This is a genomic window from Brachymonas sp. J145, assembly GCF_036312245.1.
In the GTDB taxonomy this organism is placed as follows: domain Bacteria; phylum Pseudomonadota; class Gammaproteobacteria; order Burkholderiales; family Burkholderiaceae_C; genus Brachymonas; species Brachymonas wangyanguii.
In genome coordinates, this window is record NZ_JAZDCI010000008.1 from 21,436 (window position 1) to 34,844 (window position 13,409).

Here is a 13,409-nt window from a genome sequence, read left to right on the forward strand (position 1 = left end):
ATTACAGCAGGTGCTGCACGCCTTCCTTCTCGCCTTCCAGCTCGGCCAGGGTCTTGTTGATGCATTCCTGGCTGAACGCGTCGATTTCCAGGCCTTCCACGACCTTGTACTCGCCGTTTTCGCATGTCACCGGGAAGCCGAACATGGTGTCTTGCGGGATGCCGTACCAGCCCTGGCTCGGGATACCCATGGTGACCCACTGGCCGTTGGTGCCCAGGGCCCAGTCACGCATGTGGTCGATGGCGGCGTTGGCAGCAGAAGCGGCAGAGCTCAGGCCACGTGCCTCGATGATGGCGGCGCCACGCTTGCCCACGGTCGGCAGGAAGGTGTTGCGGTTCCAGTCTTCGTCGTTGATCAGGTCCTTGACGCCCTGGCCGTCGATGGTGGCGAAGCGGTAGTCGGCGTACATGGTGGGAGAGTGGTTGCCCCACACGGCCAGCTTCTCGATGCTGGACACCGGCTTGCCGGTCTTCTCGGCGATCTGGCTGGCGGCACGGTTGTGGTCCAGGCGCAGCATGGCGGTGAAGTTCTTGGCCGGCAGGTCCGGAGCGCTCTTCATGGCGATGTAGGCGTTGGTGTTGGCAGGGTTGCCCACCACCAGCACCTTGACGTTGCGGTCAGCCACGGCGTTCAGGGCCTTGCCCTGGGCGGTGAAGATCTGGGCATTGGCTGCCAGCAGGTCGGCACGCTCCATGCCGGGGCCACGCGGACGGGCGCCGACCAGCAGCACGTACTGGGCATCCTTGAAGGCAGTCATCGGATCGGAGTGGGCTTCCATGCCAGCCAGCAGCGGGAATGCGCAGTCCTGCAGCTCCATCATCACGCCCTTCAGCGCGTTCTGGGCCTTCTCGTCCGGGATTTCGAGCAGCTGCAGGATCACGGGCTGGTCCTTGCCCAGCATTTCGCCGGAAGCAATACGGAACAGCAGGGCGTAACCGATCTGGCCAGCAGCGCCGGTAACGGCAACGCGTACGGGGGATTTGCTCATGAAACAGTCTCCAGGGAGTGTGAGAAGAAAAAAATGGATGTTGCCTGCCACCCGGCAGACGACAAGAAACCCGTGTGCCGGTCGCCCGGATACTTGGATCCAGGCCCGCTCACAGCGCGTGCCATAGTGTAACGCCGAAAGCTGTTGCGCGACAACTTGTCTTATGTCTTATATAAGATATCATTTAGCAAATGACCGCGCTATCCAGCGTGTCAACTCCACTCTATCCCGCTCCTGTTACACAGGCGCAACAGTGCCATGACCCAAGCCCCTACCGCCCTCGCGGAAGCCGCCCACTCCGGCCCGGCAGCCGGCAGCGACAACGTTGCCACCCCCACCTTCAGTCCGCTCTACCAGCAGATCAAGCAGGCCATGCTGCACAGCCTGCAGGCTGGTGAATGGAAGCCGCAAGAAGCCATCCCGAGCGAAATGGAACTGGCCAAGCGCTACAGCGTGAGCCAGGGCACGGTGCGCAAGGCGATCGACGAACTGGCTGCCGAAAACCTGGTGATCCGCCGCCAGGGCAAGGGCACGTTTGTTGCCAGCCACAACGAGCGCCATGTGGAATACCGCTTCCTGCGCCTGTACCCGGACCATGGCACGCTCGACAGCGAAGGTCCGGCGCAGCGCACCATCCTCGAATGCCGCCGGCTGCGTGCCACGGCCGAGCTGGCCGAGGCGCTGCAACTCGCCAGTGGCGAATCGGTGCTGCAGGTCCGCCGCGTGCTCTCGCTGGGCGGCGTGCCCACCATCCTGGAAGACATGTGGCTGCCGGCCAGCCTGTTCAAGGGGCTCACGGCGGAACAGCTGTCCGAGCACCAGGGTCCGACCTATGGCCTGTTCGAGCGCGACTTTGGCGTGCGCATGACACGTGCCGAAGAACGCGTGCGCGCCACCCTGCCCACTGCGGAGCAGGCAGAACTGCTCCAGGTCGATCCGGCCATGCCGCTGCTGCAGGTGGAACGCACCAGCCTGACCTACAACGACAAGCCAGTAGAGATCCGCAAGGCGCTCTACCGGACCGATACCCACCACTACCGCAACACCCTGAGTTGAGCTGCCGGAAACGGTCGCCGCGATGGCTTACCCGTCCAAATTTGTACGATTCCAACGGTTACCCCTCATATCGTGAACTATTGCAGCTAAAATCGACGCCGCTCTTGTAACGATATTTGTCACACGTGACGCGATGCCTCGTGTCGTGTGCGGCTGTTTCGCTTTCTTGACTCTCACAAGGCTGATCATGTCTACTACCAACAAATCCTCCCAGCGCCCCGAGTTCCGCAACATCGGTCTCTCGGACCTGATTCCCATTGCCCTGCGCATGCCCATCGCGGCCAAGGTCTCCATCCTGCACCGCATCAGCGGCATGCTGATGTTCCTGCTGCTGCCCTTCATCGTCTGGCTGTTCGACAAGTCGGTCAGCTCGCAGGTCTCCTGGGAGCGCTTCACCGGCCTGTTCAACGGCAGCCTCGGCATGCCTGGCTGGTTCTACAAGCTGATCGGCCTGCTGCTGATCTGGTCCTTCCTGCACCACCTGATCGCCGGCCTGCGCCATATCTACATGGACTTCTGCCACTCCGCCGTGAACAAGCAGTTTGGCCGTTCTTCCGCCATCTTCACGCTGGTGCTGAGCCTGGGCCTGACCGTGCTGCTGGGCGCCAAGCTGTTCGGCCTGTTCTGATTTCAAAGCTAAAGAGGTAAACCCATGTCTGCTGTCAACTATGGTTCCAAGCGTCGCGCAGGCGGTGCTGCCCACTACGGTACGGGTGACTGGATCGTGCAACGCGGTTCCGCCATCATCATGGCCATCTTCACGATCGCCCTGCTGCTGTCCGTCATCTTCACCTCCGGCCCGCTGGGCTACGAGGCCTGGTCCGGCATCTTCTCCGCTACCTGGATGAAGTTCCTGACCTTCATCACCGTGATCTCCATCTGCTGGCACGCCTGGATCGGCGTCCGCAACGTGTTCATGGATTACATCAAGCCGGTCAGCATCCGCCTGGCCCTGCAACTGTTCGCCGCCGCGTGGCTGATTGGCTCCGCTGGCTGGGCTGCCCAAGTTCTGTGGAGACTGTAAACAATGACTTCGATTACCCAATCCCTGCCGCGCCGCAAGTATGACGTCGTGATCGTGGGCGCCGGCGGTTCCGGCATGCGCGCTTCCCTGCAACTGGCCCGCGCCGGCCTGAGCGTGGCGGTGCTGACCAAGGTCTTCCCGACCCGCTCCCACACCGTGGCGGCGCAAGGTGGCGTGAGCGCCTCCCTGGGCAACATGAACCCGGACAGCTGGCAAGACCACTTCTACGACACCATCAAGGGCTCCGACTGGCTGGGCGACCAGGACGCCATCGAGTTCATGTGCCGTGAAGCCCCCAACGTCGTGTACGAGCTGGAACACTTCGGCATGCCGTTTGACCGCAACCCGGACGGCACGATCTACCAGCGTCCCTTCGGTGGCCACACCGTGGACGCCGGCGACGGCCACCGCAAGCTGGTCGAGCGCGCCTGTGCCGCTGCCGACCGTACCGGCCACGCCATGCTGCACACGCTGTATCAGCAGAACGTGTCGGCCCGCACCCAGTTTTTCGTCGAATGGATGGCGCTGGACTTGGTCCGTGATGCCGACGGCGACGTGGTGGGCGTGACCGCCATGGAAATGGAGACTGGCGAAGTCTTCATGCTGGAAGCCAAGACCACCATGCTGGCAACCGGTGGTGCCGGCCGCATCTTTGCGGCCTCCACCAACGCCTTCATCAACACCGGTGACGGCCTGGGCATGGCTGCCCGTGCCGGTATCGCGCTGCAGGACATGGAGTTCTGGCAGTTCCACCCGACCGGCGTGGCCGGTGCCGGCGTGCTGCTGACCGAAGGCTGCCGTGGCGAGGGTGCCTACCTGGTGAACAGCGAAGGCGAACGTTTCATGGAGCGTTATGCGCCCGAGTACAAGGACCTGGCACCGCGTGACTTCGTGTCCCGCTGCATGGACCAGGAGATCAAGGAAGGCCGTGGCTGCGGTCCGAACAAGGATCACATCCTGCTGAACTTCTCCTACCTGGGTGCCGACAAGATCCACCAGCGTCTGCCCTCCGTGTACGAGATTGGCGTGAACTTCGCCAACGTGGACATCACCAAGGAGCCGATCCCGGTGGTGCCGACAATCCACTACCAGATGGGTGGCGTTCCCACCAACCTGAATGGCCAGGTGGTCGAGTACGTGAACGGCGAAGACCGCGTCATCAACGGCCTGTACGCCGTGGGCGAATGCTCCTGCGTGAGCGTGCACGGCGCGAACCGCCTGGGCACCAACTCCCTGCTGGACCTGCTGGTGTTCGGCAAGGCTGCCGGTAACCACATCATCAAGTACAACAGCGAGAACAAGGCGCACAAGGACCTGCCGGCCAACGCCAGCGATTTCACCCGTGCCCGCCTGGACAAGCTGAACAACAACCCGAACGGCGAATACGCCCAGGACATCGCCAACGACATCCGCGACGCGATGCAGCAGCACGCTGGCGTGTTCCGCACGCAAGCCGGCATGGACGAAGGCGTGACCAAGATCGCCGCGATCCGCGAGCGCGTGGCCAACGTCGGCCTGAAGGACAACTCCCAGGTGTTCAACATGGCACGCCAGGAAGCCCTGGAAGTGGCCAACCTGATCGAAGTGGCCCAAGCCACCATGGTGTCTGCCGCTGCCCGTCACGAGTGCCGTGGCGCCCACACCGTCTACGACTACGAGCATCCGGCCGATCACCCGACCGCCCCGCTGGGCCGTGACGATGTCAACTGGATGAAGCACACCCAGTGGCACAGCGCTACCAACAGCCTGAGCTACAAGCCGGTGCGTACCAAGCCCCTGACGGTTGAAACCGTGCCGCCGCGCGTCCGTACCTTCTGATCCGGCAGCTGCGCCAACGACAACCGATTTGGAGTTATCTCATGCAAAAACGTACTTTCAAGATCTACCGCTACGATCCGGACAAGGATGCCAAGCCCTATATGCAGACCATCGAGCTGGAGCTCGAAGGCCATGAGCGCATGCTGCTGGACGCCCTGGTCAAGCTGAAGGCCGTGGATCCGACCCTGTCCTTCCGTCGCTCCTGCCGCGAAGGCGTGTGTGGTTCCGACGCCATGAACATCAACGGCAAGAACGGTCTGGCCTGCCTGACCAACCTGCGCAACCTGAAGGACCCGATCGTCCTGAAGCCGCTGCCGGGCCTGCCGGTCATCCGCGACCTGATCGTGGACATGACCATGTTCTTCAACCAGTACCATTCGATCAAGCCCTACCTGATCAACAACACGCCGGCACCCCAAAAGGAACGCCTGCAAAGCCCCGAAGAGCGCGAAGAGCTCAACGGCCTGTATGAGTGCATCCTGTGCGCGAGCTGCTCCACCAGCTGCCCGAGCTTCTGGTGGAACCCCGACAAGTTCGTGGGTCCGGCCGGCCTGCTGCAGGCGTACCGCTTCCTGGCCGACAGCCGCGACCAAGCCACCAGCGAACGTCTCGACAACCTGGAAGACCCCTACCGCCTGTTCCGCTGCTACTCCATCATGAACTGTGTGGATGTTTGCCCGAAGGGCTTGAATCCGACCAAGGCCATTGGCAAAATCAAGGAGTTGATGGTCCGTCGTACCGTCTGATCGGATTGGCCGATGGACGAACTCGACGACCGCCTCACTCCGGTTGAATACAGCAAGTTGCGCTGGCGCTGCCGGCGCGGCCTGCTGGAGAATGACCTGTTCATCGAGCGCTATCTGGACAAGTACGGAAGCGCCATGACAGTCAGGGAAGCCAGGGCGATGTACGCCCTGATGGACCTGGCGGACAACGATCTGCTGGATCTGATGCTGCGACGCAAGGAACCCACTGCACCGCTGGATACGCCCGATGTGCTGTCCCTGCTGGAGCGCATGCGAACCCCCAGATCCTCTTAACAAAAGTGCCGGTGTACTCCACCGGCTCTTTTCCAAGTCAACACGATTACTACACCAGGAGATTCCCACATGAAACTCGCCGACAACCAGGCCACGCTGTCCTTCAGCAACGGCAACCCCAGCATCGAACTGCCCATCTACCACGGCAACATCGGTCCGGACGTCATCGACATCCGCAAGCTGTATGGCCAGACTGGCATGTTCACCTACGATCCGGGTTTCCTGTCCACGGCCTCCTGCCAGTCCGCCATCACCTACATCGACGGTGACAAGGGCGAGCTGCTGTACCGCGGCTACCCGATCGAGCAGCTGGCCGAGAAGTGCGATTTCCTGGACACCTGCTACCTGCTGCTGAAGGGCGACCTGCCGGAAGCACAACAGCGTGAAGACTTCCACAAGATGGTGCTGAGCCACACCATGGTGAACGAGCAGATGCAGTTCTTCCTGCGTGGTTTCCGCCGTGACGCGCACCCGATGGCCGTGCTGACCGGCCTGGTGGGCGCCATGTCCGCCTTCTACCACGAGAGCACCGACATCCACAACCCGGTGCACCGCGACATCGCTGCCACCCAGCTGATCGCCAAGATGCCGACGCTGGTCGCCATGGCCTACAAGTACGGCAAGGGCGAGCCCTACATGTACCCGCAGAACAACCTGAGCTATGCCGGCAACTTCCTGCGCATGATGTTCGGTACGCCCTGCGAAGAGTACAAGGTCAACCCGGTGATCGAGAAGGCGCTGGACCGCATCTTCATCCTGCACGCTGACCACGAGCAGAACGCTTCCACTTCTACCGTGCGCCTGTGCGGTTCTTCCGGCACCAACCCGTTTGCAGCCATCGCTGCCGGCGTGGCCTGCCTGTGGGGCCCCGCTCACGGTGGCGCCAACGAAGCCTGCCTGAACATGCTGGAAGACATCCAGAAGATGGGCGGCGTGGCCAAGGTGGGCGAGTTCATGGAGCAGGTCAAGGACAAGAACTCCGGCGTGCGCCTGATGGGCTTTGGTCACCGCGTGTACAAGAACTACGACCCGCGTGCCAAGCTGATGCAGGAAACCTGCAACGAAGTGCTGGCCGAACTGGGCCTGGAAAAGGATCCGCTGTTCGCCCTGGCCAAGGAGCTGGAGCGCATCGCCCTGGAAGACGACTACTTCGTCCAGCGCAAGCTGTACCCGAACGTGGACTTCTACTCCGGCATCGTGCAGCGCGCGATCGGTATCCCGGTCAACCTGTTCACCGGCATCTTCGCGCTGGCCCGTACCGTGGGCTGGATCGCGCAGCTGAACGAGATGATCAGCGATCCGGAATACAAGATTGGCCGTCCGCGCCAGCTGTACACCGGCTCTCCGCGCCGCGACGTGCCGGACAGCTTCAAGCGCTGATCCGCCAGCCGTCCTGTGCGGCAAGGGGCAGCCTGACTGCCTCTTGCCACGACACCCGCCCTGCTCCGGCACGGCGGGTTTTTTGTGCTTGCGCTGTTCGTGAATCAGCAGGTTAGCCATCGCGTGTGGAGATGGGTAAACGTGGCAACTCATGAGAAAATGCCATATCCCCTCTTGAACCACGATGCTCAACCTGTTTTCATGGCTCCCGATCGCAATCTTGCCCGTCATGTCGATTTGACCTCGCTGCAGCTGTTTGTCAGCGTGTGCGAGCTGGGCAGTATTGGCCGTGCGGCAGAGCGCGAGTTCATTGCGGCTTCGGCAGTCAGCAAGCGCATGAGCGATCTGGAGGCGATCTTCCGCACGCCCTTGCTGGAGCGCCATGCGCGTGGCGTGGCGCTGACCGCCGCGGGCGAAAGCCTGCTGCACCATGCACGCGCGCTGATCTACGGTCTGGACAAGATGCAGGCAGAACTGGGCGAGTACGCCGAGGGCGTGCGTGGCCATGTGCGCGTGCATGCCAGCATCTCGGCGATCGTGCAATTTCTGCCGGAAGACCTGGGCAGTTTTGCGCGCACCCACGAACACATCAAGATTGATCTGGAAGAACACCTGAGCAACGAGGTGGCGCGTGCCGTGCAGGAAGGCGCGGCCGATCTGGGCATCTGCTATCTGGCGCTGGAACACCAAGGGCTGCAGACACGCCCCTACCGCCAGGACCAGCTGGTGCTGATCACGCCGCAGCAGCATCCGCTGGCGCAGCAGGAGAGCATCGACTATGCCGACGCCCTGCCCTACGACCAGGTTGGCCTGCACAGCAACAGCTCGATCAACCGCGCCATGCGCCAGGCCGCGCTGCGCGCGGGCCAGAGCATCCGGCTGCGCATCCGTGTCACCGGGCTGGATGCGATGTGCCGCATGATCGACAATGGACTGGGCGTGGGCATCATGCCGCGTCGCGCCTTTGAACTGCTGCACGGAGCCGGCCAGCTGGCCTGCATTCCGCTGCGCGATCCCTGGGCGCAGCGCCAGCTGCAACTGGTGGCGCGCGATTTTTCTACCCTGCCGCAGCCGGCCCGGCTGCTGGTGGAGCACCTGACGACAGCCAGCCCGCAACGGCCCGCTGCCGCGTAAAATTTCCCTGTATAGCGAGAAGGAAGACCATGGCACAAACCCTGTACGACAAACTCTGGGACGAGCACAGCGTCCATACCGAAGACGATGGCACCACGGTGCTCTACATCGACCGCCATCTGGTGCACGAAGTGACCAGCCCGCAGGCGTTCGAGGGCCTGCGCGTAGCCGGCCGCAAGCTCTGGCGAATCAACTCGGTGGTGGCCACGGCCGACCACAACACGCCCACTACCGGCTGGGAGCTGGGCTATGACGGCATCACCGATCCGACCAGCAAGGAACAGGTCACGACGCTGGACGCCAACATCCAGGAATTTGGTGCTGGCGCCTACTTCCCCTTCCTGAACCAGCGCCAGGGCATCGTGCACGTGATGGGCCCGGAGAACGGCGCCACCCTGCCCGGCATGACGGTGGTCTGCGGTGACAGCCATACCAGCACGCACGGTGCCTTTGGTGCGCTGGCGCACGGCATCGGCACCAGCGAGGTCGAGCACGTGATGGCGACACAGACGCTGCTGGCCAAGAAGGCCAAGAACATGCTGGTCAAGGTCGAAGGCGAGCTGCAGCCTGGCGTGTCCGCCAAGGATGTGGCGCTGGCCATCATCGGCGCCATCGGCACCGCTGGCGGTACCGGCTACACCATCGAGTTTGGTGGCAGCTCGATCCGCGGCCTGAGCATGGAAGGCCGCATGACGCTGTGCAATATGGCGATCGAGGCCGGTGCGCGCGCCGGCATGGTGGCGGTGGACGAGAAGACCATCGAGTACGTCAAGGGCCGTCCGTTTGCTCCGGGCACTGATCCCGAAACCGGCGCCTTTGTCGGCGGCGAGGAATGGGACGAGGCCGTGGCCTACTGGAACACGCTGAAGTCCGATGACGGTGCCCAGTTTGACCGCGTGGTCGAGCTGGATGGCAGCGCCATCGAGCCGCAGGTGACCTGGGGCACTAGCCCCGAGATGGTGCTGGGCGTGACCGCCCGCGTGCCGAACCCGGCGCAGGAAAGCGATGCCAGCAAGCGTGCCGCGATGGAGCGTGCACTGGTCTACATGGACCTGCAGGCCGACACGCCGATCAGCGAGATCGCCGTGGACAAGGTGTTCATCGGCAGCTGCACCAACAGCCGCATCGAGGACATGCGTGCCGCCGCTGCCATGGTGCAGAAGCTGGGCAAGCAAGTGGCCGCCAACGTCAAGCTGGCGCTGGTGGTGCCGGGCTCTGGCCTGGTGAAGGCGCAAGCCGAGCAGGAAGGCCTGCACCAGATCTTTATCGATGCCGGTTTTGAATGGCGCGAACCGGGCTGCAGCATGTGCCTGGCAATGAACGCCGATCGTCTGGAGCCGGGCGAACGCTGCGCCAGCACCAGTAACCGCAACTTTGAAGGCCGCCAGGGTGCTGGTGGCCGCACGCACCTCGTCAGCCCGGCCATGGCCGCGGCGGCCGCGGTTCACGGGCATTTCGTGGATGTCCGTGCTTTTGCATGAACGGCCTGAACCGCCGTTGTCTTTCCCCCAGAAGGAGAATCCCATGAAGAAAATCACCGCTATCTGTGCTGTCCTGGCCGCCATGCTGACGCTGAGCGCCTGCAACACCGTCCAGGGCATTGGCCAGGACGTGAAGGCCACTGGCAGCGCCATCGAGCGCGCCGCCAACTAAGACTGCAACCCCGCCTTCCGGCTGCGGCCGGAAGGCGCTTCTTCCCCTACACGATTACCATGCAAAAGTTCACCATCCACCAGGGCCTGGTGGCCCCGCTCGACCGCGAGAACGTCGATACCGACGCCATCATCCCGAAGCAGTTCCTGAAGTCCATCCGCCGCACCGGCTTTGGCCCCAACCTGTTTGACGAATGGCGCTACCTGGACAAGGGCGAGCCCGGCAAGCCCGAGTCTGCCCGCCAGCCGAACCCCGACTTTGTGCTGAACCAGCCGCGCTACCAGGGCGCCAGCGTGCTGCTGACGCGCAGCAACTTTGGCTGCGGCTCCAGCCGCGAGCACGCGCCGTGGGCGCTGGAGCAGTACGGCTTCCGCGCTATCCTGGCACCCAGCTTTGCCGACATCTTCTTCAACAACTGCTTCAAGAACGGCCTGCTGCCGATCGTGCTGCCCGAAGCCGTGATCGACACGCTGTTCCAGGAAGTGGCTGCCAGCGAAGGCTACCAGCTGACGGTAGACCTGCCGCGCCAGGTGGTCGTCAAGCCGAACGGCGAGGAGATCCCGTTCGAGGTGCAGCCGTTCCGCAAGGAATGCCTGCTGAACGGCTGGGACGATATCGGCCTGACGCTGCGCCACGTGGACAAGATCAAGGCCTATGAAGAAAAGCGCCTGAGCGCCAAGCCCTGGCTGACCAAGGCACGCGCCATCTGATTCCGCACCCGGCAGACTCTCCTGCCAGCCCTGCCCGCCGGGCGGGGCTTTTCCCATTCAACAGGACATACCCATCATGAAAATCGCCATTCTTCCCGGTGACGGCATCGGTCACGAAATCATTGCAGAAGCGGTCAAGGTGCTGAACGCACTGGAGCTGGATCTGGAGCTGGAATACGCCGACGTCGGCGGTACCGCCTACGACAAGCACGGCCATCCGCTGCCCGAGCACACGCTGAACCTGGCGCTGTCCGCCGACGCCGTGCTGTTTGGTGCCGTGGGCGACTGGAAATACGACAAGCTGGAACGCCATCTGCGCCCAGAACAAGCGATCCTGGGCCTGCGCAAGGCACTCGGCCTGTACGCCAACTTCCGCCCCGCCATCTGCTACAAGGAGCTGGTCAACGCGTCCAGCCTGAAACCCGAGCTGGTGGCCGGCCTGGACATCCTGCTGATCCGCGAGTTGACCGGTGACATCTACTTTGGCACGCCGCGTGGCCGCCGCACCGCCGAAGACGGCCATTTCCCCGGCACCGAGGAAGCCTTCGACACGATGCGCTACAGCCGCCCGGAAATCGAGCGCATTGCCCACACCGCCTTCCAGGCCGCGCAAAAGCGCAGCAAGCGCCTGACCAGCGTGGACAAGAACAACGTGCTGGAAACCTCGCAGCTGTGGAAAGACGTGGTGGTGGAAGTCGCCAAGGAGTACCCGGACGTGGAGCTGGACCACATGCTGGTGGACAACGCCGCGATGCAGCTGGTGAAGGCACCGAAGAAGTTTGACGTGGTGGTGACCGGCAACATGTTCGGCGACATCCTGTCCGACGAGGCGGCGATGCTGACTGGCTCCATCGGCATGCTGCCCTCGGCCAGCCTGAACGACAAGAACCAGGGCCTGTACGAGCCCAGCCACGGCAGCGCGCCGGACATTGCCGGCCAGGGCATTGCCAACCCGCTGGCGACGATCCTGAGTGCTGCCATGATGCTGCGCTTCTCGCTGAACCAGGAAGCGGCTGCTGCGCGCATCGAGGCCGCCGTGCAGAAGGTGCTGGAGCAGGGTCTGCGTACCGTTGATATCTGGTCCGAAGGCACGACCAAGGTCAGCACCGCCGAGATGGGCGATGCGGTGGTGGCTGCGCTGTAAACCGGCGTCAGCTCCTGCCTGACCCACAGGGCGCGCAGCTTCGGCGGCGCGCCTTTTTGCTGTCTTTGCCAGGCGCTGTCAGCACTCCACCTGCCGCAGCGAATAGACGACCGCCAGGCCGCCGAGCGAGGTTTCCTTGTAGCGGCTTTGCATGTCGCGCCCGGTTTCGCGCATGGTGGTGATGGCCTGGTCCAGGCTGACCAGGTGCACGCCGGTGCCGAGCAGCGACATGGAGCAGGCATTGATGGCCTTGACCGCGCCCATGGCGTTGCGCTCGATGCAGGGCACTTGCACCAGGCCGGCGATTGGATCGCAGGTCATGCCCAGATGGTGCTCGAGCGCGATTTCTGCGGCGTTTTCGATACGCGCATTGCTGGCGCCCATGGCGGCGGCCAGCCCGGCAGCCGCCATCGCCGCGGCGGAGCCGACTTCTCCCTGGCAACCGACTTCCGCGCCCGAGATGGAGGCGTTGCGCTTGCACAGCCCGCCCACCGCAGCGGCAACCAGGAAGTAGCGCTGGATGCCCTCCTCGCTGTGGCCGTGGCGCTCGATCAAGTAGCGCAAGACTGCCGGCACGACGCCGGCCGCGCCATTGGTGGGCGCGGTGACGACGCGGCCGCCGGAGGCGTTTTCCTCGTTCACGGCGATGGCCCAGGCGCTGACCCAGCTCATCGCCGATTCCGCCGCGGCCAGTGGCGCAGCGGTCAGGCGATCGGCCATGCCACGCGCGCGGCGCGGCACGTCCAGGCCGCCGGGCAGCACGCCCTCGGCGCGCATGCCGCGCGCCACGCAATCGAGCATCAGGTCGGCAATGCGGCGGATGAAGGCGATGGTGTTGTCGCGGCCATGCAGGGCGGATTCGTTGGCCATGAGCAGATCGCTGATCGGCAGCTGCTCCTGCTCAGCCAGGGCGAGCAGCTCCTGCATGGTGCTGAAGGGGTATGGCACCTCGACCTCGGCGCCGCGGGCGGAGCCGACGAAGTGCTCATCGGCATCGACGACGAAGCCGCCACCGATAGAGTAGAGCTCGCGCTCGGCCAGCAGCGCGCCCTGCCCGTCCCAGAGGCGGAAGCGCATGCCGTTGGTGTGCAGCGGCAGTTCGTCCACGAAGTTGAAGACCAGGTCGCGTTCGCGCTCGAAGTGCACCTTCTGTGTGCCCATGAGGATGATGGCCTGCTCCTGCTCGATGGCCTGGATGCGGCTGGCGATGCTGCCGGTATCGACATCATCCGGAATCTCTCCGCACAGGCCCATGAGCACGGCACGATCGGTGCCGTGGCCGACGCCGGTGTGGGCCAGCGAACCGAACAGCTCAACCTGCACGCGCGCCGCCTGCACCAGCAGCCCGTCCGGCAGCTCCAGCAGGAAGCGGCGCGCGGCGCGCATCGGGCCGACGGTATGCGAGCTGCTGGGCCCGATACCGATCTTGAACATATCCTGCAGGCTGATGTACATGCGTTGT

At 63.6% G+C, this 13,409-nt stretch carries 14 protein-coding genes; 12 read left to right on the forward strand and 2 right to left on the reverse strand.

Going from position 1 to position 13,409, the window contains the following annotated elements; all coding sequences use genetic code 11:
* Position 1 precedes the first annotated feature (1 nt).
* The gene (locus V1261_RS08280; protein ID WP_329771261.1) at positions 2 to 988 is read right to left on the reverse strand and encodes a malate dehydrogenase; all 987 of its coding nucleotides are present in this window, start codon (positions 986 to 988) and stop codon (positions 2 to 4) included.
* A gap of 258 nt (positions 989 to 1,246) precedes the next feature.
* On the opposite strand from V1261_RS08280, the gene V1261_RS08285 reads away from it, so the two are divergent.
* The 12 genes from V1261_RS08285 to leuB all read left to right on the forward strand — a co-directional run bounded on the left by V1261_RS08285 (position 1,247) and on the right by leuB (position 11,947).
* The gene (locus V1261_RS08285; RefSeq protein WP_329771262.1) at positions 1,247 to 2,044 is read left to right on the forward strand and encodes a GntR family transcriptional regulator; all 798 of its coding nucleotides are present in this window, start codon (positions 1,247 to 1,249) and stop codon (positions 2,042 to 2,044) included.
* 187 nt (positions 2,045 to 2,231) lie between these two features.
* Positions 2,232 to 2,672 (forward strand): succinate dehydrogenase, cytochrome b556 subunit, encoded by a 441-nt coding sequence (sdhC, locus tag V1261_RS08290; RefSeq protein WP_329771263.1) that lies wholly within the window; start codon positions 2,232 to 2,234, stop codon positions 2,670 to 2,672.
* Between the two features lie 24 nt (positions 2,673 to 2,696).
* On the forward strand, positions 2,697 to 3,068 hold the full coding sequence (gene sdhD / locus V1261_RS08295) for a succinate dehydrogenase, hydrophobic membrane anchor protein (protein ID WP_329771264.1): 372 nt from the start codon (positions 2,697 to 2,699) through the stop codon (positions 3,066 to 3,068).
* Between the two features lie 3 nt (positions 3,069 to 3,071).
* Positions 3,072 to 4,886 carry a succinate dehydrogenase flavoprotein subunit gene (sdhA, locus tag V1261_RS08300; RefSeq protein WP_329771265.1) on the forward strand — a complete coding sequence of 605 codons (1,815 nt, stop codon included), beginning with the start codon at positions 3,072 to 3,074 and terminating at the stop codon, positions 4,884 to 4,886.
* A 41-nt stretch (positions 4,887 to 4,927) separates the two neighbouring features.
* Positions 4,928 to 5,632, forward strand: coding sequence for a succinate dehydrogenase iron-sulfur subunit (locus tag V1261_RS08305; protein ID WP_329771266.1), 705 nt, complete (start codon positions 4,928 to 4,930; stop codon positions 5,630 to 5,632).
* Positions 5,633 to 5,644: 12 nt separating this feature from the next.
* Positions 5,645 to 5,926 carry an FAD assembly factor SdhE gene (locus tag V1261_RS08310; RefSeq protein ID WP_329771267.1) on the forward strand — a complete coding sequence of 94 codons (282 nt, stop codon included), beginning with the start codon at positions 5,645 to 5,647 and terminating at the stop codon, positions 5,924 to 5,926.
* Positions 5,927 to 5,995: 69 nt separating this feature from the next.
* Positions 5,996 to 7,306: a citrate synthase gene (locus V1261_RS08315; protein WP_329771268.1), complete on the forward strand. Its 1,311-nt coding sequence runs from the start codon at positions 5,996 to 5,998 to the stop codon at positions 7,304 to 7,306.
* 201 nt (positions 7,307 to 7,507) lie between these two features.
* Positions 7,508 to 8,440 carry a LysR family transcriptional regulator gene (locus V1261_RS08320; RefSeq protein ID WP_329771269.1) on the forward strand — a complete coding sequence of 311 codons (933 nt, stop codon included), beginning with the start codon at positions 7,508 to 7,510 and terminating at the stop codon, positions 8,438 to 8,440.
* A gap of 29 nt (positions 8,441 to 8,469) precedes the next feature.
* A complete protein-coding gene (leuC, locus tag V1261_RS08325) occupies positions 8,470 to 9,921 on the forward strand; it encodes a 3-isopropylmalate dehydratase large subunit (RefSeq protein WP_329771270.1) in 1,452 nt (483 codons plus the stop codon).
* Between the two features lie 43 nt (positions 9,922 to 9,964).
* Entirely contained in the window at positions 9,965 to 10,093 is a 129-nt protein-coding gene (locus V1261_RS08330) for an entericidin A/B family lipoprotein (protein WP_329771271.1), read from the forward strand.
* Between the two features lie 59 nt (positions 10,094 to 10,152).
* Positions 10,153 to 10,803 (forward strand): 3-isopropylmalate dehydratase small subunit, encoded by a 651-nt coding sequence (gene leuD / locus V1261_RS08335; protein WP_329771272.1) that lies wholly within the window; start codon positions 10,153 to 10,155, stop codon positions 10,801 to 10,803.
* 76 nt (positions 10,804 to 10,879) lie between these two features.
* Positions 10,880 to 11,947, forward strand: coding sequence for a 3-isopropylmalate dehydrogenase (gene leuB, locus V1261_RS08340; protein ID WP_329771273.1), 1,068 nt, complete (start codon positions 10,880 to 10,882; stop codon positions 11,945 to 11,947).
* Positions 11,948 to 12,025: 78 nt separating this feature from the next.
* Here leuB and V1261_RS08345 read toward each other — a convergent pair whose 3' ends face one another.
* Entirely contained in the window at positions 12,026 to 13,402 is a 1,377-nt protein-coding gene (locus tag V1261_RS08345; protein WP_329771274.1) for an L-serine ammonia-lyase, read from the reverse strand.
* Positions 13,403 to 13,409 lie beyond the last annotated feature (7 nt).